This window comes from Tenacibaculum profundicola, from assembly GCF_057220795.1.
The window spans coordinates 3,134,768-3,160,762 of sequence record NZ_CM170137.1 but is presented as its reverse complement, the minus strand read 5'-3'; the positions used below and the strand labels follow the sequence as shown (position 1 = coordinate 3,160,762).

The 25,995-nt window shown below is 32.9% G+C and carries 26 protein-coding genes; 10 read left to right on the top strand and 16 right to left on the bottom strand.

The window, feature by feature from the left end:
* Positions 1–54: 54 nt before the first annotated feature.
* Positions 55–654 (top strand): ribonuclease HII, encoded by a 600-nt coding sequence (gene rnhB / locus AC2TDS_RS13620; protein WP_484736130.1) that lies wholly within the window; start codon positions 55–57, stop codon positions 652–654.
* A gap of 411 nt (positions 655–1,065) precedes the next feature.
* Here the strand turns inward: rnhB and AC2TDS_RS13615 are convergent, their stop codons facing one another.
* Positions 1,066–1,593, bottom strand: a complete 528-nt coding sequence (locus AC2TDS_RS13615; RefSeq protein ID WP_484736129.1) for a DUF8685 domain-containing protein — start codon at positions 1,591–1,593, stop codon at positions 1,066–1,068.
* A 57-nt stretch (positions 1,594–1,650) separates the two neighbouring features.
* On the opposite strand from AC2TDS_RS13615, the gene AC2TDS_RS13610 reads away from it, so the two are divergent.
* Positions 1,651–2,700, top strand: coding sequence for a nucleoid-associated protein (locus AC2TDS_RS13610; protein WP_484736128.1), 1,050 nt, complete (start codon positions 1,651–1,653; stop codon positions 2,698–2,700).
* 302 nt (positions 2,701–3,002) lie between these two features.
* Here the strand turns inward: AC2TDS_RS13610 and AC2TDS_RS13605 are convergent, their stop codons facing one another.
* On the bottom strand, positions 3,003–3,593 hold the full coding sequence (locus tag AC2TDS_RS13605) for a PhnA domain-containing protein (RefSeq protein WP_484736127.1): 591 nt from the start codon (positions 3,591–3,593) through the stop codon (positions 3,003–3,005).
* Positions 3,594–3,655: 62 nt separating this feature from the next.
* Between AC2TDS_RS13605 and AC2TDS_RS13600 the strand changes: the two genes are divergently transcribed.
* From AC2TDS_RS13600 to AC2TDS_RS13575, 6 genes are all read left to right on the top strand, one after another.
* Positions 3,656–4,159 (top strand): GNAT family N-acetyltransferase, encoded by a 504-nt coding sequence (locus AC2TDS_RS13600; RefSeq protein ID WP_484736126.1) that lies wholly within the window; start codon positions 3,656–3,658, stop codon positions 4,157–4,159.
* 347 nt (positions 4,160–4,506) lie between these two features.
* Entirely contained in the window at positions 4,507–5,427 is a 921-nt protein-coding gene (locus AC2TDS_RS13595) for a TauD/TfdA dioxygenase family protein (protein WP_484736125.1), read from the top strand.
* A gap of 29 nt (positions 5,428–5,456) precedes the next feature.
* Positions 5,457–6,029, top strand: coding sequence for an FcoT family thioesterase (locus AC2TDS_RS13590; protein WP_484736124.1), 573 nt, complete (start codon positions 5,457–5,459; stop codon positions 6,027–6,029).
* Entirely contained in the window at positions 6,022–6,903 is an 882-nt protein-coding gene (locus AC2TDS_RS13585; RefSeq protein WP_484736123.1) for a class I SAM-dependent methyltransferase, read from the top strand. The genes AC2TDS_RS13590 and AC2TDS_RS13585 overlap by 8 nt, the downstream gene beginning before the upstream one ends.
* 14 nt (positions 6,904–6,917) lie before the next feature.
* Positions 6,918–7,964 (top strand): Rieske 2Fe-2S domain-containing protein, encoded by a 1,047-nt coding sequence (locus AC2TDS_RS13580; RefSeq protein WP_484736122.1) that lies wholly within the window; start codon positions 6,918–6,920, stop codon positions 7,962–7,964.
* Positions 7,965–8,331: 367 nt separating this feature from the next.
* Entirely contained in the window at positions 8,332–8,757 is a 426-nt protein-coding gene (locus AC2TDS_RS13575) for a c-type cytochrome (RefSeq protein ID WP_484736121.1), read from the top strand.
* 6 nt (positions 8,758–8,763) lie between these two features.
* Here AC2TDS_RS13575 and rimM read toward each other — a convergent pair whose 3' ends face one another.
* The 3 genes from rimM to AC2TDS_RS13560 form a co-directional block, all read right to left on the bottom strand.
* A complete protein-coding gene (gene rimM, locus AC2TDS_RS13570) occupies positions 8,764–9,291 on the bottom strand; it encodes a ribosome maturation factor RimM (RefSeq protein ID WP_484738955.1) in 528 nt (175 codons plus the stop codon).
* Between the two features lie 18 nt (positions 9,292–9,309).
* The gene (locus AC2TDS_RS13565; RefSeq protein WP_484736120.1) at positions 9,310–9,819 is read right to left on the bottom strand and encodes a 30S ribosomal protein S16; all 510 of its coding nucleotides are present in this window, start codon (positions 9,817–9,819) and stop codon (positions 9,310–9,312) included.
* Between the two features lie 153 nt (positions 9,820–9,972).
* The gene (locus AC2TDS_RS13560) at positions 9,973–10,164 is read right to left on the bottom strand and encodes a cold-shock protein (protein WP_484736119.1); all 192 of its coding nucleotides are present in this window, start codon (positions 10,162–10,164) and stop codon (positions 9,973–9,975) included.
* A 240-nt stretch (positions 10,165–10,404) separates the two neighbouring features.
* Between AC2TDS_RS13560 and dnaE the strand changes: the two genes are divergently transcribed.
* Positions 10,405–14,733, top strand: coding sequence for a DNA polymerase III subunit alpha (dnaE, locus tag AC2TDS_RS13555; protein ID WP_484736118.1), 4,329 nt, complete (start codon positions 10,405–10,407; stop codon positions 14,731–14,733).
* 4 nt (positions 14,734–14,737) lie between these two features.
* Positions 14,738–15,094, top strand: coding sequence for a hypothetical protein (locus AC2TDS_RS13550; RefSeq protein WP_484736117.1), 357 nt, complete (start codon positions 14,738–14,740; stop codon positions 15,092–15,094).
* A gap of 122 nt (positions 15,095–15,216) precedes the next feature.
* Here the strand turns inward: AC2TDS_RS13550 and AC2TDS_RS13545 are convergent, their stop codons facing one another.
* The 11 genes from AC2TDS_RS13545 to AC2TDS_RS13495 form a co-directional block, all read right to left on the bottom strand.
* Positions 15,217–16,083, bottom strand: coding sequence for a tetratricopeptide repeat protein (locus AC2TDS_RS13545; protein ID WP_484736116.1), 867 nt, complete (start codon positions 16,081–16,083; stop codon positions 15,217–15,219).
* Complete coding sequence (locus AC2TDS_RS13540; RefSeq protein ID WP_484736115.1) at positions 16,074–17,243, bottom strand: hypothetical protein; 1,170 nt, start codon at positions 17,241–17,243, stop codon at positions 16,074–16,076. The genes AC2TDS_RS13545 and AC2TDS_RS13540 overlap by 10 nt, the downstream gene beginning before the upstream one ends.
* A 3-nt stretch (positions 17,244–17,246) precedes the next feature.
* Positions 17,247–18,542 carry an HlyD family secretion protein gene (locus tag AC2TDS_RS13535; RefSeq protein ID WP_484736114.1) on the bottom strand — a complete coding sequence of 432 codons (1,296 nt, stop codon included), beginning with the start codon at positions 18,540–18,542 and terminating at the stop codon, positions 17,247–17,249.
* Between the two features lies 1 nt (position 18,543).
* Positions 18,544–20,736 (bottom strand): peptidase domain-containing ABC transporter, encoded by a 2,193-nt coding sequence (locus AC2TDS_RS13530; RefSeq protein WP_484736113.1) that lies wholly within the window; start codon positions 20,734–20,736, stop codon positions 18,544–18,546.
* Between the two features lie 128 nt (positions 20,737–20,864).
* Entirely contained in the window at positions 20,865–21,020 is a 156-nt protein-coding gene (locus tag AC2TDS_RS13525; protein ID WP_484736112.1) for a hypothetical protein, read from the bottom strand.
* A gap of 340 nt (positions 21,021–21,360) precedes the next feature.
* Complete coding sequence (locus tag AC2TDS_RS13520) at positions 21,361–21,558, bottom strand: hypothetical protein (RefSeq protein WP_484736111.1); 198 nt, start codon at positions 21,556–21,558, stop codon at positions 21,361–21,363.
* Positions 21,559–21,568: 10 nt separating this feature from the next.
* Positions 21,569–21,760: a hypothetical protein gene (locus AC2TDS_RS13515; RefSeq protein ID WP_484736110.1), complete on the bottom strand. Its 192-nt coding sequence runs from the start codon at positions 21,758–21,760 to the stop codon at positions 21,569–21,571.
* Positions 21,761–22,616: 856 nt separating this feature from the next.
* The gene (gldA, locus tag AC2TDS_RS13510) at positions 22,617–23,510 is read right to left on the bottom strand and encodes a gliding motility-associated ABC transporter ATP-binding subunit GldA (protein ID WP_484736109.1); all 894 of its coding nucleotides are present in this window, start codon (positions 23,508–23,510) and stop codon (positions 22,617–22,619) included.
* A gap of 2 nt (positions 23,511–23,512) precedes the next feature.
* Positions 23,513–24,463, bottom strand: coding sequence for a dihydrofolate reductase (locus AC2TDS_RS13505; RefSeq protein WP_484736108.1), 951 nt, complete (start codon positions 24,461–24,463; stop codon positions 23,513–23,515).
* The gene (locus AC2TDS_RS13500; RefSeq protein ID WP_484736107.1) at positions 24,445–24,627 is read right to left on the bottom strand and encodes a hypothetical protein; all 183 of its coding nucleotides are present in this window, start codon (positions 24,625–24,627) and stop codon (positions 24,445–24,447) included. The genes AC2TDS_RS13505 and AC2TDS_RS13500 overlap by 19 nt, the downstream gene beginning before the upstream one ends.
* Positions 24,628–24,717: 90 nt before the next feature.
* Positions 24,718–25,542, bottom strand: a complete 825-nt coding sequence (locus AC2TDS_RS13495; RefSeq protein ID WP_484736106.1) for a thymidylate synthase — start codon at positions 25,540–25,542, stop codon at positions 24,718–24,720.
* Positions 25,543–25,995 lie beyond the last annotated feature (453 nt).

Sequence of the window (25,995 nt, the reverse complement as noted above, 5' to 3'; positions counted from 1 at the left end):
TAATAAAATGAAAAAAATTACCAATATTTTCTTTGAAAACTGTTAATTTGTAGTATGTTGAAACTTCGTTATAGTAATTATTCTTTAGAAGCAGGAACTGATGAAGCTGGTAGAGGTTGTTTATCAGGCCCCGTAGTTGCGGCTGCCGTAATTTTACCTGCCGATTTTAAACACGAATTATTAAACGACTCCAAGCAGCTTTCTGAAAAAAAACGACAAGCATTACGCCCTTTTATCGAAGAAAATGCCTTAGCATTCGGCGTAGCTTTTATACATCAGGGAGAAGTAGATCAATTAAATGTTTTGCAAGCTTCTATTGAAGGCATGCATCGTTCTATTAACAAACTCACAGTGCAACCAGAGTTCATCATTGTTGATGGCAACAAATTTAAACCTTATAACAAAACCCCCTTTCAAACAATTGTCAAAGGAGATGCAAAATACATGAGTATCGCTGCTGCTTCAGTATTGGCAAAAACATATAGAGATGACTATATGGAAAAAATTCATCTAGAATTTCCACAATACAATTGGAAAAAAAATAAGGGATACCCCACTAAAGAGCATAGAGATGCTATTCGTAATTTTGGAGCAACCATTTATCACAGAAAATCTTTTAAGCTACTACCTGACCAACTAAAGTTAAACCTATAGTTATTTCCTAATATTTACATAAAGTGTTTATCCATAACAGATTAAAAACCCAGAAATCAAAGTAAAAAAAAGCACAAATTCAAAATAGTGTTGGCTTTGATGGCAATTAAGTCGAATATTGCATTGGCACTCATCAGGCTTCATAACATTTGAACAAAAGCAGTTTTTAAATACTCTATGAATTAATTATAAACAAATATTTAAGTAAACAAACTATAATATAACACCAATTCTGATGTTAATTCGCCAACCCTAATGATTTATGGTAAATACCGATCTATAGGTGATACCATTGTACGCTGAATTCCCTCTATCACTGTGAGCGCATAATACCGATGGTTATTTGAAACCTTTTAATGAGTGAAACGAATTTAAGAGGTAGTATCAAATTCTAATCGGTATAAGCGTAATTTATTTAGATTTTGCCCCGATGAAATTATCAGATTTTAACTTAAACAATACATTAAAAGTTGTTAAACTACCGTAAATTCGGGTAATATATTGTTGTAACTCTACTTTATCTTGATCATCTAAAGTTTTACTCGCATTTATTTTTTGTTCCATCACTCTAATTCTATCTCGTACCATCACTATTTTATGAAAAAAGGTGTCAATCGGTATTTCTTTAGATGTCAGACTCGTATCAGCTGGCTCAATAATTAATTTCCCTCCTTTAAACTTATCGGCTATTGGTGCTATTTCTGTAATATCACTCCATTTTTTTAGTATCTTTCTCAAAGAGCTTTCTATTTCATAAAAGCTAACCGTATCTACCTCTTGATTTACAGCTTCTATAGTTTCAAACTCTTCGTTTAACGGAATCGTTTCGAGTCCTTTTTCCTGAAAAGTAACCCAATAATAATTACTATCTACATTGGTTACCACTCCAAATCCATATTCAGAATGATTAATTCTTGATCCTATTCCTAATAATTTCATATTCTTCTATTTTTAACGACACTAAAATACTTATTTTTGCTTTGTAATTTTTAGAAAATGATTAAAAGAACACGCACAGAACTCGGTAAGTGCATTATTCATAAAGTAGCCAATAAATACAATAGTGGGCAAAACGCTTTTTCAGAAAGTTTAGTTCGTTTTGACGAAGAAAGCTATGAGCTACTGGTTCCGTTTTTATTAAAACCTTTTGGTTCGGTAACGCAGAGTTATCGTTTTAATCATCATGCTGATGTTCGGTTAAACGAGATTAATAAGTATACCTCGGATATTTTTGAGAATGAAGAATCTTTTATTGAGCATTCTAAAAATATTGTCAATCATCTCTACGAGCAATCAAACTCGGCCAATATTAAAACTGGGGATGTGATTGTTGCTTATTTTGAAGGCATTGAATACAAAGATGTGTTAACGGAGGCTGTTGGTATTTTTAAAATTGAAAGTAAAGTTGATTTTTTCCAAACGTATCTAGATGATGAAAGCTATGATGTAGTGGTACAAAAGGGTATTTCAACGAAAAAACTAGATAAAGGGTGTTTGATCTTAAATTCTTCTGATACAGAAGGAACTGTGGTATTATCGGTTGATAATAATAACTATGACGCTCAGTATTGGATTAAGAATTTTTTAAATGCCAAATACGCGGATGATCGCAATTTACACACACAAAACTACCTAGAATTGTGTAAAGAGTTTTCAGAAGAGATTATTAAACCTGAATTTGGTAAACAGGAACAAAGTTCTTTTTTAGCCAATACGGTTGATTATTTTAAAGAGCATGAGAGTGTAGATTATCATTCTTTTAAAGATGATGTTTTCGCTGAGGACAAACATAAAGATATGTTTGAGGATTATAAAAGCCATTTTGAAAAGCTAAATGATGTACTCATTCGTAATAATTTTGAAGTTTCTGATGCTGTATTAAAAAAGGAAAAAAGTAAGTTTAAAACTGAAATTAAACTAGATACCAACATTCAAATTAAGATTGATGTAGATGCTCCTGATGCGCCTTCTGAATATTTAGAGCGCGGGTACGATGAGGAGAAAAAAATGAAGTTTTATAAGGTGTATTACAACGCCGAGAAATAACAACTTTTCTGAGGTTAATTTACCGCCCATACTTTTTTATGGTAAACACCAATCTATAAGTAACTCGCAAACATGACTGCAAGGAAATGATTGAGTAATTTTACCTATAAATCGATATAATACCGGAAATTAGATTCCACATAAAAAGGTTCAACATATGAAATGTTGAACCTTTTGTTTCTTTGAATTTATTATTTTGTTAGTTTCTAACCAGCTCTTTCACAATACTAAAAGATTAAATACAATTATACTGTATGAAAAGAGTCATGATTTCTGGAAATAAAACAGACTACCGCTTCTTTTTATTCCTTTTCAGCCATTTTTTTCACGTAATCTGTAATAATTACAATTTGTGTCCCTCCTACTTTTCCTTCGATATACTTGGCATTATCAGGATCTAAAGACACTCTGCGTACAGCCGTTCCTTGTTTTGCTACCATACTTGAGCCTTTTACTTTTAAATCTTTAATCAACACCACATTATCTCCAGCTTGTAAAACTACTCCATTTACATCTCGATGTATGATCTTCTCACTTTCATCTAAGTGATCTCCCAATGCTTGTGCAAAACGCAGCTCTTCACCTTCTAAATACATCATATCCAACAAATCTTGTGGCCAACCTTCTTTTTTTAAACGATTGAGCATTCTCCAAGCCATTACTTTCACGGCTCTAAACTCACTCCACATGCTGTCGTTTAAACATCTCCAGTGATTTACATCTATAATCTCTGGGTTGACAATTTGTTCAATACAAGTACCACATGCAAGTAAACTACCATCAACACCACCAGTTGAAATGGGTGGAACTTCATATATGTTTAAATCATTCCTTTCTGTACACAATTCACATTGTTTTCCACTTCTACTTTGTAACTCTTGTAATAAACTCATTTTTTGGTATAAATTAACACGACAAAAGTACATTATTAATTGTATTTAACTATTTTTAAACTATGTTAATACCCACCGAAAGACTGTTTTTAAAAAAGGCCTCAACCATTGATGCTCCTTTTTACTTTAAGTTATTCAACGATGCTGATTTTATCAATAATATCAATGATAAAAACGTAAAATCCGTTGATGAAACCGAGCTGTTTCTAAAGGACATTATGATTCCGAAGTTATGTAAAAACGGACTTGGTTTTTTTACTGTTTTCGAGAAAAAATCAAATCTACCCATAGGTGTATCAAGCATTTTAAAAAGAGAAAATATTGACGACTTGGATGTAGGGTACGCCTTCTTACCTATTGGCAGAGGTAAGGGTTATGCTATTGAAGCCACGAAAGGTATTATGAACTATGCAAACAAAACACTCAAACAATCTAAAGTTGTTGCGTTTACCTTACCCGAAAATAAAGCTTCTCAAAAAGTACTGACTTCTTTAGGCTTCACCTACAAAGGGTTACAGGAAATATTTGACGGAACTGAAGACAGTGTTTTCGAGTTTGTTTTTTAGTATAGCAGCATCCTACCCAACCTGTGTCTGTTTAAATTAAATCTCACCATTTCTTAAGCTTCTGTGGAAGTAAAATAAATCGAATTCACGTTAGTAATTAATTTCCTAGGGTTTCTAGGTACAACACGCTAGTAAAAACCCGTATAATCATTTCAGTGAAAATGAGTATTGTTTCGGCACTTATCTAACTATAATTTTACGGCCTAAAACGTACCAAACAAGACTAACTCTACTAGAACATATCCTATTTTTCAAAACTAATTTTTTACGTAGAAATAAGGTCATATCGTATGTTGTGTGTGTTTAAAAATTAAAATGATTACGAATACAACCAATCAATTAACTATATGAAATTAAAACCATTATCTATTGGCTCTGCCGTTTATGCAGATTTAGATCTTTCTAACGAAGAACTTATTAAAAACCTTAAAGATGCCTTGTATAAAAACCGCATTATTGTTATTAAAAACCAAGAACTCTCAGAAGAAGATTTCTGTAATTTGGCATATAAGCTAGGGGAGCCTATTCCTTATATCCAAGAAAACTATAATCACCCCGATCACGAATTGATCTTTGTTTCTTCTAACGTAAAACAAGGAAAAACACAAAAAATTGGTGTTCCAAGAACAGGTGGTTATTGGCATTCTGATACAGCTTTTGAATCAGATCCTAAGGCTATAACCATGTTAATGCCTAAAGTGTTACCCGTTAATATTCCACGTACCACAAGGTTTATTGATATGTCAGAAGTATACCGAAAATTACCTGCAAACCTTCTTAGTGAAATTGAAAATGCAGAATTTATACATAGTGGAAAATACAGGTACAAAATAAGACCCGATGACGTTGGGCTGGATGTTACAGAAATCTTAGAAATGGTCGACCATATTCAAGCACCCGTTGCTCACCCTGCTGTTCTCACCCATCCATATACAGGTGAAAAAACAATTTATGCAACCCGAGGGTTTACCATTGGTATCAAAGATAAAGGTATGGACAAATCCGCCGAAATTTTAAACGAGATTCTCGACTTTGCTGAGACAGATGAGTTTATAAAAGAAATTCGTTGGGAAAAAGGAGACGTTATCATTTGGGACAATCGGTTTTTAGCACATTCTTCTGGGAGAAAAAAAGCACCAACAGACAATATTCATCAAGAAGTCACCAAAGAAGAGGAAACCATGATGTATAGAATTACATTAAAAGACGGGTACCCTTTATCCAGAAAAGTAGATACTGAAGTGAGTCAAGAAATAAATGCTGTATAATTTTTGCCAATTTTCCTATAACTATATTCATGAATCCAAACGAAACACACACAGCAACAAGAATAATTGACCCATCCTTTATGTCACAAATACTCAGTCCATATAAGGAGTCAACCACTTACCTAAAATCATCTGAAATAGTAAGTTACTCGGACGACACAACAATAAAAGAAGAAAGTGACAGCTTAATTGTAGCAAAAGGAGAATTTTCAATTCCAACAAGTTGTTATATAGACGATACTGGGCATTTTAATTCAGTTGAATTTAACATCTGTTTTAACCAATTATCATACACCATGTTTGCCTATGCTTTTAAACATAAGCTAATGCATAACATATTTCCCGAATGGAGCGCTACAGGATTAAACTACGATACTTTTGTAAAAAATCAGTTGTCATCAATGCTCATCGTTAAGATAGAAGGTAAATTTTTGAATGCTATCGATTCCGACCAATTTTGGGGTGAACTTACACTCCGAAAAGTAATTCCAAGATCTAAGCTTATACTTTTTTATACGGATATCACATTTTATGATAATAATCAAGGTAAGTCAAAAGGATCTGTAGTACTTGCTTACAACCCAAACTTTAACCATGAATAAACAAAAAAGCCGCGCTATAAAGTCGGCAGAATCAGTCGCTGCTCTTAGAGCAGCGGCTTATAAAGAAAAAGACCAAGCATTGCGTTGTTCAGACCATATGGCCACTTATTTTTTACAAACAAAATACAAACTACTAACCTCTATACAGCCTCATTCAGTTTTAAAAAAGGTGCTTCAAAAAATATCTCCTGGTGGGTATTATTTTGCAATTACAAGAACGAAGCACTTTGACACGATATTGAAAAATGAAATCGCTAATGGAATAGAGCAATTGGTCATATTAGGAGCTGGGTATGATACTAGAGCTATTCGTTTCAGGGATGATTTAAAAAATGTACTTGTGTACGAAATTGACTTTGGTCCTACACAACAATACAAAAGAAAGGTACTACATAAAAAAGTTAAAGACCTCCCAAAAAACCTCAGCTTCATTCCGGTTGATTTCAACAAGAAATCATTCCAATCAGAACTAAAAATTCATGGTTTCAGCCCTCATAAACGAACCTTATTTCTTTGGGAAGGAGTTTCCTACTATCTTCCTGAATCAGTTGTGAGAGAAATTTTAACCTTTGTTGGGTCTTGTAAAAAAGGTAGTTCAATACTCTTCGACTATTCATTAGAAACATTTGTAAATGGTGATCACTCTACCTACGGAGGAAAAGAAATAGCTAAATGGTTAAAAAAAATAAAAGAGCCGTTTCTTTTTGGTCTTAATCCTAACGACACTTCATCTTTTGTGAACGAATGTAAACTAGACCTAAACTTAGACCTAGGTCCAGACGAGTTGGAAAGCCTCTATTTAAAAAATACAGAAGGAAAAATAGCTGGAAAAACGCTGGGTCATGTAAGAATGGCACATGCTATTGTTTCTTAACACCATATAAGCATATGAAAAACTTAGATAACGCTGATATACTCAGATTTCCCCACCCTGTATTAAAATCAAGCAAATTAAAGCAACGGAAAATACAAGAAGTGATTATTGATCAAAAACGCTTTGTGCTTTTCAGAGATCATAAAAATACACCTCAAGCTATTCCTGCCGCTTGTCCTCATAGGGGTGCTAATTTAGCCATGGGAAAAATCAATAAGAAAAATGAACTTGTTTGTCCATATCACGCTTGGAGTATTAATGGTGAGGGGCATGGATACAGTCCTTCTGTCCCAAAACGAACTTGTAAAACACATACTCTGAAAACATGGGAGAAACATGGCTATATATGGGTTGCAAACAAAAATGTCTCTGATGCTATTTTTCCAAACTTCACTAAAGATGGATTTAACCATATTGGTAGTTTTACTCAAAACTTTAAAGCTCCATTAAAAGTGGTTCTTGACAATTTTGGCGAAATAGAACACGCCTTTCAAGTACATAAATTTATTGGAGCTGAAAGAAAACACTTAGATACCGTAAATTTCTCAGTGCAAATTGAAGAAGAAGAAACTAAAGGTTTTAGCTCGTGTAGATACAGAGATCAACCATTTATATTTCGATGGTTTTACGGTTTAAATAAAGGGGATTATTATCATAATGATTGGACGTTTAGATTTAAACCATTGCATGGTTCTTATCATAATTATTGGACTGATAAAAATCATAAGATTATACGATCTAATGAATTCATCATCACCACTTTTTTAACACCTATAAACAATAACAATGTAAATTTACATGTGTTCGTTCAAATGAAAATAAAGAACCGTGCTCTTAAATTTTTGAAACCGGTAATTAGCTTTTTTACACTTCTAGTAACTAAATATGAAATATGGGAAGATGCCAAAATCGCAAGGTTTGCTCCAGAAAACCCAGAAGACGGAAGTTACTGGAAACTTACCAATCTTGACAAACAGCTATTTCATAATAGAAAAAAAACAGACACGTTATATTGGGGTAAAACCGATCATAATAAATCTGTATATCAAATTGACAACTAAATTACGATACTAATAATTTAATCTCGAATTATGTAATAGAGCTTCGTCATAAGAGAAGTAATCGGTACAAAAGCAAGTGCTTTCTCAATTTTAGCATAGCACCGCTATGGTTAAATTTACAAGACAACGAAGTGCTTGATGTTACCGTAGTTTCATCTTGCAATAGATTTTCTACTGCATAATTCGGGTTAAATGCAACCAATTTCATTATTGCTTTTCTCAAATTAAGCAAGCTCTTGTTCTGAAAGTATACTCTTGCCAAAAAAATACTTTCTGACGCAAGAGCTTCTATTTACAACTAAATTAAGGGCTATTTAGACAAAAAACAACTACCTTTCGTTGTACGTATTTTAAGTATTTGTTATCCATGAAAAATCAGGGAAATATCGCTCTTTCTATAAGCTGCTTCCTAACAATGCTCTTTCTTCTATTTTGGGTGATTTCAATTCAAACAAAATCATCTTTTCTAGTTGAAGAAAGTCATGTCTATAAAAAAGATTTGCTTTATTTCAACATTCAAACAGGTAAAACACTATTCAGAAAGGAAAATTGCAATACTTGTCATCCCTTAGGCAAATTTCATCATAATATATTAAAGAATCTATCAGAGAGAAGAAGTGAGGAGTTTTTGACTCCCCTAATAAGAAATGAAGATTCATTAATCGCTGCTAAAAACCAAGAAATAATTACCTTAAAAAAAGAATATAAAGGCGCTCAGGGAATACATAATAAAAAGCACTTAAGTACACGTCAAATAAAAGATATTCTTTATTACATCAGTAGCTTCGACTGAATTAGTTTACTCTAAGTACAATTCAATTAAGCCTTCTGGAGTTGTTACTTCAATAACACTATTTTCCTTATCTACTTTTTTTATGAAGTCATCAATCATCGGAATAAAAATTTCATTCCCTTCTCTATCTACTTCAAATAAAGGCTGTGCAGAAGTATCGTTTATATTTACAATTTCGCCCACCAATCCAAAATTGGTGTCAACGATAGAAAAACCTATTACCTCATGGTAATAAAACTTGTTTCCCGATAGTTTCGGTAATAAATTTAAAGGAAGATAGATACCAGCACGAACAATAGCATCAGCATCTTGTTCGGTATTTACATCTTCAAATTTCACACGAAACATAGTGCTTTTGCTTAAAGATGATTTTTCAATAAAAAAAGGAACCAGATTATTGCCTAAATCGACAAAAACTGATTCCAAATTTTCGTAAAGATCGGGTTCGTCAGTATCTAATTTGATAACTACTTCGCCCTTAAAACTATGTTTTTTAACGATTTTGCCGAGATAGAAACAATCTTCTTTTTGGATCATCGTTTTACAGTTTTTTTATTCTTCGCTATCTGCACCATCTTCGGCAACTGCCTCTGCATCTTCACTATCCGTTGCTACAGGCGCTTTTGCTGCTAAACGTGCTTCGTTTACTGCTCTTTCAGCTTCTAAAGCTTTAGCTCTAGCTTCTTCTTCAGCCTTCGCTAAACTTTCACTTTTATTAGCTACTGCACCAGTTTTAGCTTCTAACCAAGCATTGTATTTAGCTTCTGCTTGCTCTTCAGTTAACGCTCCTTTTCTTACTCCAACAACTAAATGATTTTTCAATAAAGCTCCTTTATAAGATAAAATAGCTCTAGCTGTATTAGTTGGTTGAGCTCCGTTTTGTAACCACTTAACAGCGCTATCTACATCTAAATTAACAGTTGCAGGGTTTGTGTTTGGGTTATACGTTCCTAATTTTTCTAAGAAACGTCCATCTCTTTTTGCTCTTGAGTCAGCTGCTACTAACCAGTAAAATGGTTTCCCTTTTTTACCGTGTCTTTGTAATCTAATTTTTACAGGCATAATTTTAATTTTTAAGGCACACGTACCTTGGTTATTAATTTAAGAGCGCAAATGTATGAAATATTTTTCATATTATCACTCTATTGAACATTATTAAACAATAAAAAAGCACCTGAAAAACAGGTGCTTAAAAAAATTAAATTGTGTGGTATATTAAATTACTCTAACACTAACAGCGTTTAATCCTTTTTTTCCTTCTTTTAATTCAAATTCAACTGTATCTCCTTCTCTAACCTCGTCGATTAATCCTGAGATGTGTACAAAATGTTCTGAGTTTGAATCAGATTCAATAATAAATCCAAAACCTTTAGATTCATTGAAGAACTTTACCGTTCCTTGTTTCATTGTAAAAAATATTATATTAAAATGCAAATGTACTTTTATTAATTGATATTTAATTACTTTTTTATTTATTTATTTGAATTCTTAACTTACTCATAATATTCACATAAGACTGTTAATAATCAACGGATTTAAAAGATTACTAAATACCCTCGTTAATAACTTCTAGCCTCAAGATATTAAATTCTTTGTACTTTTGTGCTTTGTTATTATCATAACGCTTCAACCAAGAAAACCACATCGATGTACTTAATTTTTGATACTGAAACAACAGGACTGCCGAAAAGTTGGAATGCCCCAATAACAGATACCAATAATTGGCCAAGAGCTATTCAAATAGCATGGCAGTTACATGATGAAATGGGGAATGTAGTAGAGCATAATGATTTTCTAATTCGTCCTGATGGTTTCAATATTCCTTATGATGCTGAGCGCATTCATGGAATTTCAACTGATTTAGCAATTGAACAAGGGATTTCTCTCGATGAAGGCCTGCTTTTATTTAACGAAGCCCTACAGAAAACTAAGTTTATTGTAGGACAAAATGTGGGGTTTGATGTCAATATTATGGGATGTGAATTCCATCGTATGGGAGTTGAAAGTAACCTAACAGAGCTTCTAGTTTTAGATACCTGTACCGAACATACGGCAAAATTATGTCAAATCCCAGGAGGTCGTGGAGGTAAATTCAAACTCCCAACACTTACAGAGCTACACAACTATCTATTTGGAACTGGTTTTGGCGAAGCCCATAATGCTACCGCAGATGTAGAAGCAACTACACGATGTTTCTTAGAATTAATTAGACTACGTCAATACACAGAAGAGCAACTAGATGTTAGCCCTGATTATTTGGATCGCTACTCAGAGGCCAATCCGATGCCTATGAAGGTTATTGGCTTAAAGCATTTAAACCTCAAGAAAGAAAGTGAAAAAATACGTAAACGTAAAACATCTGAGAATGAAACTACTTCAGCACGATCAACGTCTGAAGGTTTAGCTACGTTAAAAGATGTGCAATTTGCACATTTGCATAACCATACACAGTTTTCTGTTTTACAATCAACCATTCAAATCGGAAATATTGTAAAAGCTGCCGCCAAAGATGGCATGTCTGCCGTAGCACTTACCGATACCGGGAACATGATGGCTGCTTTTCATTTCGTAAATGAAGTATTAAGCTATAATAAGTCTGCCGAAACTCCTATAAAACCCATTATCGGTTGTGAGTTCTTTGTCTGTGAAGACCATTTAGACAAAACCAAAAAAGACAATGGCTACCAAATAGTGTTACTGGCCAAAAATAAAAACGGATATCACAACCTAGCAAAAATGTCATCAAAGGCATTTGTTGATGGTTTTTATTACGTTCCTCGCATTGACAAAGAAGTTGTAAAGCAATACAAAGAAGATGTGATTGTTTTAACTGGAAATTTGTATGGTGAAGTTCCTAATAAGGTATTAAACATTGGTGAACATCAAGCGGAAGAAGCCCTTCTTTGGTGGAAAGAACAATTTGGTGAAGATTTATATATCGAATTGATGCGACATGGACAAGAAGATGAGAATGTTGTGAATACCACCCTTTTGAACTTTGCTCAAAAACACGACGTAAAAATTGTTGCCACAAACAACACTTTTTATTTAGACAAAGAAGATGCCAATGCACATGATATTTTATTATGTGTAAAAGATGGAGAAAAACAGGCAACTCCGAAAGGAAAAGGAAGAGGCTACCGTTATGGCTTACCCAATGATGAGTACTATTTCAAATCATCGGAAGAAATGAAAACCATTTTCGCCGACCTTCCAGAAGCCATCATTAATATACAAGAAATAGTAGATAAAGTCGAGCCCTTTTCTTTAGCACGTGACGTTTTATTACCCGCTTTCGACATTCCAGAAGAATTTACCGACCAAAAAGACACCGAAGATGGTGGTAAGAGAGGTGAAAATAATTTTTTGCGTCATTTAACTTATGAAGGTGCTAAAAAACGCTACGGAGAAATAACTGAAAGTATTCGAGAACGTTTAGATTTTGAGCTAGAGGTAATTGAAAAAACAGGGTATCCGGGGTATTTCTTAATCGTAGAAGACTTTATTAGAGAGGCTCGTAATATGGGGGTATCCGTAGGCCCTGGACGTGGTTCGGCAGCAGGAAGTGTAGTTGCCTACTGTTTGTGGATTACCAATATCGATCCTATCAAGTATGATTTGCTTTTTGAGCGTTTCTTAAACCCTGAACGTGTATCAATGCCCGATATTGATATTGATTTTGACGATGAAGGTCGTAGTAGAGTCATGGATTATGTAATTGATAAATATGGGGCCAATCAAGTAGCTCAAATCATCACTTACGGTACCATGGCCGCAAAATCTTCTATTCGAGATACCGCTCGTGTACTCGATTTACCCCTATTCGAAGCGGACAGAATTGCCAAGCTGATTCCAGGAATGAAGTTAAAAAAGATCTTTTCTTTAGACGAAAAAGGACTTAAAGAAAAGCTTCGTTCTGAAGAAATAGAACTCGTTAACGAATTAAAACGATTGTCTGAGGGTTCTGATTTAACCGCAGAAACAATTAACAAAGCTCGTATTTTAGAAGGCTCTGTGCGTAACACTGGAATTCATGCCTGTGGAGTTATTATCACCCCTGATGATATTACCAAGTTTGTTCCTGTTGCTCTTGCCAAAGATTCGGACATGTATGTCACGCAATTTGACAACTCGGTTGTAGAAAGTGCAGGGTTATTAAAAATGGATTTCTTAGGGTTAAAAACACTAACCCTAATAAAAGATACTGTTAAAATTGTAAAAGCACGTCATGCAGTTGAACTCGATCCAGAAAACTTCCCGATTGATGATCAGAAAACGTATGAGCTGTTCCAAAGAGGTGAAACTGTTGGTATATTCCAATACGAATCACCAGGTATGCAAAAATACATGCGTGAATTAAAACCAACCGTTTTTGCTGATTTAATTGCCATGAATGCCTTGTATCGTCCAGGACCACTTGAATACATCCCTTCTTTCATTCGCCGAAAGCACGGAGACGAACCCATTGAATATGATCTTCCCGCCATGGAAGAATACTTATCTGAAACCTACGGAATTACAGTATATCAAGAGCAAGTAATGCTATTATCTCAAAAACTTGCTGATTTTACCAAAGGTGAGGCAGATGTACTTCGTAAAGCTATGGGTAAAAAGCAAATTGCGGTACTTGAAAAAATGAAACCTAAATTTGTAAAGCAAGCAGCAGCTAATGGTCACGACGAAGAAAAACTAGAAAAAATATGGAAAGATTGGGAAGCCTTTGCATCCTATGCTTTTAACAAGTCGCATTCTACATGTTATGCTTGGGTTGCTTATCAAACAGCTTACCTAAAAGCTCATTATCCTGCTGAATACATGGCGGCTGTACTATCCAACAATATGAACGATATTAAAACCGTATCGTTTTTTATGGAAGAATGTAAGCGTATGGGCTTAGAAGTTTTAGGTCCAGATGTTAATGAATCATTTTCTAAATTTTCCGTAAATAAAGAAGGAGCTGTTCGTTTCGGGATGGCAGCAATAAAAGGTGTTGGTGGCTCCGCAGTAAAAGCCATCATTAATGAACGAAGGGAAAATGGAAACTTCTCATCAATATTTGATGTATCGAAACGTGTTGACTTACGTGTTGCTAACAAAAAAGCCTTTGAAGGTTTAATTTTGGCTGGTGGCTTTGACTCGTTCTTAAATACACACAGGGCGCAGTATTTTGTGGAAGACGAGAAAAATCAAACTTTTTTAGAAAAAGCACTTCGTTTTGGAAATAAATATCAAGAAAACAAAAATTCATCACAAGTTTCCTTATTCGGAGAAGCTTCTAATGTAGAACTCCCTGAACCAATCATACCAGATTGCGATACTTGGGGTACTATGGAGTTACTTGCTAAAGAAAAAGAAGTTATCGGGATGTATATTTCTGCACATCCATTAGATGATTTTAAAAATGAGTTAAAATTCTGTAATGCCTCTCTTTCTAATTTCAAAGATCTATCAAAATACGAAGGGTTAGCGCTTAGTTTTGCAGGAATTATAACCGATGTACAACACCGTGTTTCAAAAGCCGGAAAAGGATGGGCTGCCTTTAGCGTGGAGGATTACAGCGATAGTTTTGAGTTTAGAATTTTTGGTGAAGAGTATTTACGATTTAAACATTTCCTCGTTCCAAACTCATTTGTTTTTGTTAAAACCATGGTTAAACCAGGGTGGACCAACAAAGAAGGTGTAAAGGGTGATCCCCGAGTTTCTTTTACGGACTTCAACTTGTTACATGATATCATGGACAAAATGTGTAAAAAAATCACCATTACCATAGCTCTAAAAGATATTAAAGAAGATATTATTAAAGATCTACAACACTTGTTCGTAACCAATAAAGGCTCACAAAGTTTATTCTTTACCATTTGGGATGTTGAAGAAAAAATTGAACTAAATTTACCTAGTAGAACAACGAAAATAAAAATTTCTAATGAGTTTTTAAAAGCTTTAGATGAACAGTTTATTAACTATAAATTGAATTAAAACGATGAAGCTCTCCGATTATAATAGCAGCCTTGATTTACTCCATAGTGTTGCTGATGAAAAGTTATATCAAGAGCTTATATTTCAGCTCAACAAGGATTTTTCTTTAGCTGGGTTAGACCATACTTTTTCAATAGACACCCTGCCTGTTCAGCTGAAGGAACGTCTCATTCTTATATTAAAGGAACTTATTACTAATGATTTTAACTCCTACCTAAACCTACTTTATCGAATCGACATTTCTGAAAAACAAGTAGCCAATGAAAATTCAAACGATATTGATACTTATTGCACCAAAGTAACATTTGAAATTTTAAAAAGAATTTGGAAAAAGATTTGGTTTAGGAATCAATTTTCTTAGCGGTTTTATACCGATTGGAATTTGAAGTTATACCGATTCAAACAAGCTTTCAAGATTCTTACTTCTCAGTTTTTTACCCTAAATTTTTAAGTCCATTTTCTTAAGCGAATTTCAACCATTAATCATTCCCCAGTTATTGTATTTTTTATTGATTCCAGTTCCTTTATAATCATATAAGGAAAAACCTCGTCAAATCGCTCTATATAGGGCTCTCCCATTTTATAATCTATAAGATCTTTAGCTTTTTTTAATAGTGATAGCGCCTGTGATAAGCTATTCTCTTTTTTATAAATTAACGCCATCTGATAATAGGCTTCAGGAAACATATTGTAGGAACCTTTTAAAGATTTTTGGAAATACTCTAGTGCTTTATCATGTTCTCCTTTCTCACTATAACATCTACCAATATAAAAGAAAACTAAATGATTTCCACTCACATCAAACCCTAATTTCTTTTCCTCTTCATTAACTCTTTTTAATGCTTCTATTGCCTTATCATATTTCCTTAGTCTATACAGAGCTTGTCCTTTATGTAAACCACAAGGTTCTCCCCAACAAATACTATAATTAGTACCTATAATTTTTTCAATTAAATCAACATCATTTATGACCCCCTTATAATCTCTATAATAATAAAGTAATGTCCATGCTCTATATTGCAAAGCACCTACTCTTCCCTGAGAGGTATCTTTAGTAACCGCCCTGTTCAATATTTCCATCGCTTTAATATGATCACCAACCTTTTTATAGGAATACGATAATCGTTGGATGTAATCAACATTATTTGGTTGTGCATTTATTGCTGAATCTTTATAAATTCTGTACAAATTAGAAGGTTGCAAGAAATAATCTGAAATTTCATGGTATCTTTTCGCTATGGAGTCTTTCTCTCTTTCAGTATATGTAGTATTTTCCCCATTCGGGTATTGATGACAACTTACAAAGCTTATAACAATACAAAAACTGACTATAATTTTTCTTATGGGCATAAATCTACTATTTTTCCATTCTCAATTTTAAACATTAAAAACGCATGAACATCCCTATATTTCCTCCAATAAGAGGAAGCTATGTTAGGCCAGTCTTTTAGGCTAGCTACCTTTCTTGTTATCTGTTTCACTATTTTTTTTGAAAAGGACGTTTTTTGGTAGGCTCTTGTCATCTGAATCAACCCAAAATCTCCTACCTCATGATCACAATTTATATTAAAATGTAGTATAATGTAACCATCCGTTGGCACGATATTAGGAGTGTTTTCATTGACAAAATCGAGTATATATTGATTTCCTTTACTAAAAGTTACATGGTCATTAAAATAATATTCTCCTTGATAACCATCAAAACAATTTTCGTATTTTCTAGCATTCTTGTACTTCTCTTGGTACGCAGTTTTATCAATATTCGCTTGATAAATATGTAGTTGTTTATTCCTTTTTATTCTAGAAGAAAAATCTTTTAGAACTATCTTATCTCCCTTTATTTTTATAATTTGATAGATAGGCTGTGGATTTTCATCACCCTTCTTAAGAGATAAAAAAATATGTCCAGAAATTTCAAAAAGATGATAACTATAAGATTTCTTTTGTGTTATAATTTCTTCATTTTGATAATAATAACTTGTTAGCTCATAAGCTTCTTTTTTGGTAAAAGAATACAATCTTTCAATTTCAAAATCTTGGTTAATTGTGGTATTCTCATCTTCCTCTAATATGCACTTCCACACCTTATTTTGCAATATGCTATTAATTTGGCATAGAGGCTTAGTAATATTACTATTTTCTAGTTCCATAAAGGTAGCAGCATATTTAGTAATAAGATCTCCATTTTTGTATCTTAAAAAATTAACCGTATCCCGTAAATTAAATAATTGTAGTCTCGCTTCCTTCTTTTTCAATACTAAAAAACTAGCCTGGTCAAAACTCAACGTATCATTTACTTTAATCGATTCTTCTATAGTACTATCAATTAAACTACCTTCATCATTGAACAACGATAAGGTATCATTTTTTTTGTGCAAAATATACGGGTAAGGCACTATTTGATCTAGTATGCGATAAGCTCCCATATAAACAGTGTTGTCAGTTTCTTCAGATTGCGTTGCGCAACCAAATAAAACTACCCCCAATAAAAGTATAATTATTTGCTTCATTAATTAATGTTTATTGAAAATTTTCTTAAACCTATAAAAAACACGTTCTATTAATCTTAAATCTTCTGTTACCACTTCGGCCACTCCCTGCATTTCTTGATTGAACTTTATATTTATATTATACGTGGTTACCAAGTTTTTAGGTAACGATACATCTAAAAGATACATGCCTTTTTCGCTTGGTATTAAAGCCACTTTTTCCAGCACACCCTTCAAAACTCCAAACTCATGATTTGGATAGCTACTGAGTTTTATATTTACAGATTGCCCAATTTTTAATTTCCCTGCGTTAATAACCGGCACCTCTACTTTACAAATATACTCAGAAATATCACTCGGTATAACAGTGAATACCAAATCATTAATATTTACAGCCTGATTTTCATTCCAAACATTTATAAACGAAACATACCCTCTTATTTTCGAAACAAAAAGATACTTAAACTCCCAATCTTTAATTACTTTTTTTAACTGATCAAATGATTGTAATGTTGTTTTTAATAAGTTTATTTCTCTTCTTCTATTTTCTATTTCTGATTGTTTTTTAATATTTCCTAAATCCCCAATCTGTTGTTTAATTTGAGTTACTGTAATTTTCAGATCATTAAAATTTTTTTTCACCTCTAAATACGCTAATTTTTCGAGTTCATAACGCTGTGCGGAAATTACACCTTTATCATAGAGTGTTTTCATTCTATCCAAATCTTTCTTCTGGTATACCAATTCCTCTAGATTAATTTTTTCCTTTTCTTGTACAGACCTCAATCTTGTGTTTAACTGTAACAGTGAATATTTATTATTATTACTTTCATATAAATATGAGTTTGATTCCTTATTTAATGAGTATTGAAGATAATTATTTTCAAATACAGAAAACGAATTTTCTATTTCTCCGAGAAAAAGCATCGGTAAGCTTTCTAACGGAAACTTAAAACCTGTTGTATCCATACTCAATGTATCAATAATATTTTTTAAATACATTACATCTTTATAATTAGCTGTATTTTCTATTAGGCCCAGATGTGTTCCTTCGGTTACCTTTTGGTTATTCTTCACAAAAACACGTTCTATTTTCCCAGCCATTCTTGCGTACTCTTTCTGAGGGGTGATTTTTGTTGTTAGCATTGCCTGACCAGAGACTATATCCGGGTATTTTATTACATATGCCAATAGCATAATCAGTAAGAAAAAAAAGAAAAGAATCGTATTACCCCAACGATAAATTACTCTAGGAGGTGCTGTTAATACATCTTTTACTTGTTCACTATAAATATTGATATCATCATTAAAGTCTTCCATCTTAATTCCCCAATTCTAATTGATTTTTTACTAATTCATAGTATTTACCTTTTTTGTTTGTTAATTCTTGATGGTTACCTTCTTCAACAATTTCGCCATCTTCTAGTACAATAATATTGTCTGCATTTTTCACTGTACTTAATCGATGCGCTACAATTACCGAAGTTCTATTTTGAATAAATTTACTTAAATTTTCCATAATAACTTTTTCATTATTAGCATCTAACGCACTCGTTGCCTCATCAAAAAACATAAAAGCAGGATTCTTATAAATTGATCTTGCAATCATAATTCTTTGTTCTTGACCTCCGCTGAGCCTAATGCCTGATGTTCCTAACTCTGTGTTGTATTTATTCGGTAGCTTCTCTATAAATGCTGAAATATTTGATATATGAGATGCCTTTTGTAACCGTTCTCTATCTATAATTTCATTTTGTTCAGATTCTGAAATATTTCCAGCAATAGTATCATTAAAAATAAATGTATCTTGAAGTACTGCGCCGCAATTCATTCTCCAAAAATCATTATTAATAATTGATAAATCTGTATTATCAATCTTTATTTCACCTTTTGTAGGTTCATAAAACTTGAGTAGTAATTTTAATAATGTTGTTTTTCCGCTTCCACTAGCCCCAACAAGTGCAGTTGTTTTTCCTTCAGGCAATTCACAATTTAATCCTTTTAGTACAAACGGTTTCGATTTCCCACCGTACCTAAACCATAGATTTTTAACAATAATATTTTTGTTTCGAGGCAATTCTTTTATTTTATTTTCTGAGATAACATCTTCATCTTTTTTATTATGAACTTGCAACAATCGTTCAATACTTATTTTTGCATCCTGCCATATTTGAATAAAACTAACAAAATTACTCAAAGGTAAATTTAATTGACCTACTATGTATTGTATAGATAACATCATACCTAATGTTATATTTCCTTGAACTACCGCCGTAGCTGATAAAAACGTAATCAATATATTTTTTAATTCATTAATAAAACCTGAGCCTATAGATTGGTATTGTGATAATTGCAAAGAGCTTAATGACGTTTTAAATAGGCTTATTTGTATTTGTTCCCATTTCCACCTGTTTTTCCTTTGCGAATTATTTACCTTAATTTCTTTCACTCCATTAATTATCTGAACAAGTGATGTTTGACTTTGTGATAGCTCATCAAATCTTTTGAAATCCAGTTCTGCTCGTTTTCTTAAAAAAAAGAAAGTCCATCCAACATACAAAATGGCTCCTATCAGAAATACGGTAAAGATTTTAAAATTGTAAAAGGCCAATACCCCACTGAACACCACAAACAATATAAGTGAATACACCATATTAAATGTAGAAGAAGACACAAAATCTCGAATTCTGTTATGATCTTGAACTCTTTGTAAATGCTCTCCTGTATTCCTCGTTTCAAAATAGGGTATTGGTAATTTCAACATTTTATGCAAAAAATCTGAAATTAATTTAATATTGAATCTACTCGTAACATGAAGCAATAACCATTCTCTAAAAATTCTAACCAAGGTTTGTGAAACAAATAATATTAGCTGCGCCATTAAGATTAGGTAGATAAAGGATATATCTTGCGTATTTACCCCAATATCTACTACCGACTGTATTAAAAATGGTAAGATAAACTGTATTGCTGTTCCAACAATTAAACCAATAAATAACTGATAAATTAGTTTTTTATATGGTTTTATATAAGGAATTAAAAATGAAAACCCTTGATTCTTACAATCATTATCTTCTAAACTATAAAACTTTGCACTCGGCTCTAACAGCAATACAAACCCATTGTTGTCAGGAGTGTTTGTCCAAGCCTTATGAAAATCTTCATGCGCATACTCTAACAATCCTTTTGCGGGATCTGCAACATACACTTTAGATGCAGAAGTTTTATAGACAACTACAAAATGCTTTTGTCTCCATGGTACAATAAATGGTGTTGGTGCTTCTTTTACTAAACTATCTATCGAAAGTCGCATACCCAAGGTACGCATTTCAATTATTTCTGCGGCATCCGCAATACCAGCCATCGTAACTCCTTCTCTTGTAATACTAGCCTTATCTCTCAAAAACTCCCTTGAAAAGCTTTTTCCATGAAATTTAGCGACCATTCTTAAGCAAGTAGGGCCACAATCTCTATTATCTAACTGTCGGTAAAACGGAAATTTTTTTCTTGCCATTTATTTATCAACTCTTAAAGAGTCTGCTATCCTATTTAGTTCTTTTTTCGGCAAAAAGTTATTATTGTAAAATACACCTTCAATATCTTTCAACGCATCTAAATTCTTAATCGGATTTTCATCCAATATTAGAAAGTTTGCCTCTTTCCCTTCTCAATTGTTCCATAATTTTCGTTGAAAAATGCAGCAAAATTATACGTTGCCATTTCTAATATTGCATAGTTACTCAATTTCGCATTTTTCAACAACCTCATTTCTCCTAGCATTCCAAATCCTGGCATCATATATTTAGCTGAACTATCAGGACCCAATAACAATTTAACACCTAATACCTATTCTTAGGTAAAATCATTCATACTCGTATCTTACGGTAAAATTACTCAATCATTTCCTTACAATCATTCTTGTGTTTTATTCCCTCAAAGTAATAGAGGAAATTCAGCGTACAATGGTATTACTTATAGTTCGAATTCACCTTAAACAAATATAACTACTGGTAAATTAACCTCAGAAACAGTTTTAGACAAAATTAAATAACACCTTTAAACTCAAATCGGATTAATACAACGAGAGGTTATATCTTAACCTCTCGTTTCTAGAAATATTGGTTATATTACTTTATTTCTATTTATCCTGAATTATTACTACAGGCTTGTCAGGGCCACTAGGGCTTCCTCCTGTACTTCCTCCTGTACTGTCTCCATCCTGAATTATGATTTTAGGCTTATCACGACGCCCACCTCCAGATATGGAATTTAACAACTCTGTTGTCACCACCGATTCTGCTCTACCTTGTAAAGCTTCTAAGCTTAATTTTTTCATAATATGATTTTTATTCATTACCATTACCAACTATAATATAAGGTTTTTTAGGTTTACTAGGGCGTCCTGTACTTCCTCCAAGGGTTCCTATTAAACATTCACCTTCGTTCACTTCTCGGCCTCCAACTAACAAACTCAATAACTCTGCTGTCACCACCGATTCTGCTCTACCTTGTAAAGCTTCTAAGCTTAATTTTTTCATATTTTTAAATTTAATTTTTAGCACTTACTCTATTTAAGGTTTTTCAGTGTCCACCTATTTATTGCGCAATAAAATATTTTTCACTATTCTAACCTTGGCTTTTCTGTTATTATGGTATAACAACGCTGATTTAACTCCTTTTAATGTGTAGCCCCAAATTAAAGCGTAATTATAAACTCCAATCGGCACTACATCAGTCTGTAACCAAAACCATAATACCTTTTTCTTTTATCATACTTGAATTTTATCAATAGATCAAACTGATACAATAACAAATATGATGTGCCAAAAAACATCAGAAATAGCATAATGTTTTCGTTTTATTTTTACAAAAGAATTTTAGGATAGCAAGTTTTGTCAAATAGCAAGTTTTGTCAAATAGCAAGTTTTGTCAAATAGCAAGTTTTGTCAAATAGCAAGTTTTGTCAAATAGCAAGTTTTGTCAAATAGCAAGTTTTGTCAAATAGCAAGTTTTGTCAAATAGCAAGTTTTGTCAAATAGCAAGTTTTGTCAAATAGCAAGTTTTGTCAAATAGCAAGTTTTGTCAAATAGCAAGTTTTGTCAAATAGCAAGTTTTGTCAAATAGCAACCCGATTTCTTTCTCTACGAATTTAATAAAAAAATAATTAAACTACTGAAATTTAACACTTTTAACACAAACCTATGCTTCTTAAACCACTTATAATGTAAAATCAGGGTCTAAGAAAATCATGTTTTTTCTTTATACCTATTATACCCATTTTTAGATAAAATCACACAACCTTTTCCTTACAATTGTGCTTACGTGACACCTACTATAAATCGGCATTTCTTAAACAATTATATTCGGTACATTGTTTTTTGCAAACACTATATCTTAACCTGTTACCTCTTGAAATAAGCTTTCTAGGTTCTTGTTTTCGGTGTTTAGCCCTAAAATTTTAAGTCCATTTTCTTGAGCGAAGTCAAATACTACGGGACGCATATCTTCTTTTGTTTCAAATACCAACACCCAATTATTCTCTGTTGTATTTTTAAACGAGGAAATGTTCGGTAAACGTTTAATAAATTGTTCTTCCAATTTATAATCAAACGTTACTCTTATAATTTGTTGACTACTTGTTTTAAGCTCTTCTAACGATGTATCGACAACTAATTTTCCTTTGTTAATAATGATTACCCTATCACAAACAGCTTCTACTTCTTGCATAATATGAGTAGATAATAACACCGTTTTATCTTTACCCAGTTCTTTTATTAATTCCCGAATTTCAACCAATTGATTAGGATCTAGCCCTGTTGTTGGCTCATCTAAAATTAACACCTCTGGATTATGTAAAATTGCCGCTGCCAACCCTACTCGCTGACGATATCCTTTGGATAGTTCGCCTATTTTTTTATGGGCTTCTATTGGTAACCCTACTTTTGTTATCACCTCTTCTATACTGTCTTTACCAACCTTATGTATCGCTCCTTGAAATTCCAAGTACTCTCGAACATACATATCTGTATATAGCGGATTGTGCTCTGGCAAATACCCAAGGGTTCTCTGTGCTGCTATCGGATTTTTAACAACATCGATTCCACTAACTAAAACCGTACCTTCCGTAGGCCTTATAAAACCAGTCAAGATTTTCATGGTTGTAGATTTACCGGCTCCATTCGGACCTAAGAAACCAACGATTTCACCTTTCTCTACCGAAAAAGAAATATCGCTAACTGCCTGCTGATTTCCGTAAGTTTTTGTTATTGAAGTAAGTTGTATTGACATAATTATTTTCTGATATAAGAAACGAAGCTATAATCGTATTTATTTTTATCATCAGCGCTAACATCTTGCCTTGTTATTTCTTTCCAAATAGTTGTATCTATTTTCGGAAAATATACATCCGCATCAAATGCTTCGTGAACATGGGTAATATCCAAGCGATCTACCAATCCGTTTTTCAATGCCTCTTTATACACTTGTGCTCCTCCGATGATAAAAACACTTTGGTCATTCTCAGCGAGTTTTAAGGCTTCTTCAATACTATTGGCAATTAAGCACCCTTCTCTAACATAGTTCGTGTTTCTTGTGATAATAATCGTTGTTCTATTCGGCAAGGGCTTTCCAATACTTTCAAAAGTATTACGTCCCATAATAATGTGATGACCAGTTGTTACTTTTTTAAACCGTTTTAAATCGGCTGGCAAGTGCCATATTAAATCATTACCCTTACCTAACTCATTATTTTTACCTATTGCTGCAATTACTGTAATCATTTGGGATACTATTTGTTTCGCATGATGTTTAAAATGTTCTATATACTGATGCGTGATTTCAGCAAAAGTATGAAACTCTTTTTTTTCTTTAGAAACATCTAACAAAGCGTTCATCTTTTCATTAGGGATGTTTTTCCAAAGCCACACTATTTGACGATTCAAAACTCGCCATAACTCTATGAGGTGCTTCACTGGTAAGTTCTGCCAGTTTTGAGCAATTACCCATTCATTTTGATCATACACCACATGTGGTTCTTGTTCATACTGAACACGGACATAGCGTTGTAAATTATTTAAAGCCGAATCTACCAAATGGCCCAATAATTCCTTTTTACTCCAATTTTCGTCGGAAGTTTTTGCTTCCCATTCTTTTTTTGAAATTACAACTATTTGTGATGGAAACGTATTAATAATTTTTTCTAATTCATCAATACAACTCGCAACTACATGTTTTTTACCCATTCCTTTATATAACTCGTGAAATCTTCCTTATCGGTAATTTTGTCTTTACTGCTATTTTCAACACTTTCAATTATTGTTTGAATAGCCAGCAATACTTTTTTATTATTGATTTCTGCTATCTTCTCGTAAAGAGCTTCTTTAATCACATCTATTTCTGTTGTCATTTTATTTTTTTTTGTACTCTAAGTTCAACTACTAAAATAACAACTATGTGTTAAAGTTTAACAAATTTCAACGATAAAAGAACGTTAAAATTAAACCGCCACTTTTCCTTTGATATGGGGATGCGACTCATAACCAACCAGTTCGAAATCTTCAAAGGTAAAATCTTCAATATTTTTAATCATTGGATTCATCTTCATTAATGGAAGCTTTTTCGGCTCTCTTGACAATTGTAACTGAAGTTGTTCTAAGTGATTATTATAAATATGTGCATCTCCAAAAGTATGAATAAACTCTCCGGCTTCATAGCCACAAACCTGTGCAACCATCATTGTAAGCAGCGCATATGAGGCTATATTAAAAGGAACTCCTAAAAATATATCGGCGCTTCTTTGGTATAATTGACAAGATAATTTACCATCGGCAACATAAAATTGAAAAAATGCATGACACGGAGGTAACGCGGCTTTACCATTAGCAACATTTTCTTCAAATGACTTAGAGGTATCTGGTAAAACAGAAGGATTCCATGCAGACACCAACATTCTTCTGCTGTTAGGGTTGCTTTTTAACGTTGCTATTAACTCTTTCAACTGATCTACCTCATCACTATTCCAATTGCGCCATTGATGCCCATAAACAGGCCCTAAATCACCGTTTTTATCTGCCCAGTCATTCCAAATTCGTACGCCATTATCTTGTAAATATTGAATATTGGTATCGCCCTTAATAAACCACAAAAGTTCATAAATAATTGATTTTAAGTGTAGCTTTTTAGTTGTTACCATTGGAAAACCTTGACTCAAATCAAACCGCATCTGATATCCAAAAACACTTTTAGTACCTGTTCCTGTTCTATCACCTTTTTCATTTCCGTTTTCTAATACGTGCTTTACTAAATCTAAATATTGTTTCATAATCCTATCTTGGTTCTCGAAGAAAAATTTATCGTGTAAAAATAAAAAAGCTTCAACACTTAATATTACAGCTTTCCATTTTTATATTCATAAGTTATTAACCAACTAATTTCTTTAAATTTTAACTTTAGCGATCCCTTCTTCTTTATCTTTTTGCGTTAAACGAATTACTTTTACTTCTTTACTTATATTTTCTCTTCCTTAATTCTTATAAATAGTAATTTTCATAAAAGTAGGGGTTTCTATCTTCTGCTTATTATCTCAGAAATATTTAATCTTCACATAATAAAACCCCTTTTGGGCTTTCTTTATACCGAGCTCAGGTAAATAACTAAAAACAGCACTTTTATCATAGTAAGCACTTTCTTATATTTAATGACTAATTTCATTCTTACCAAATATCAATACACAAAAAAACATCAACAGTACAAGAGTACATATTGATGTTTATTC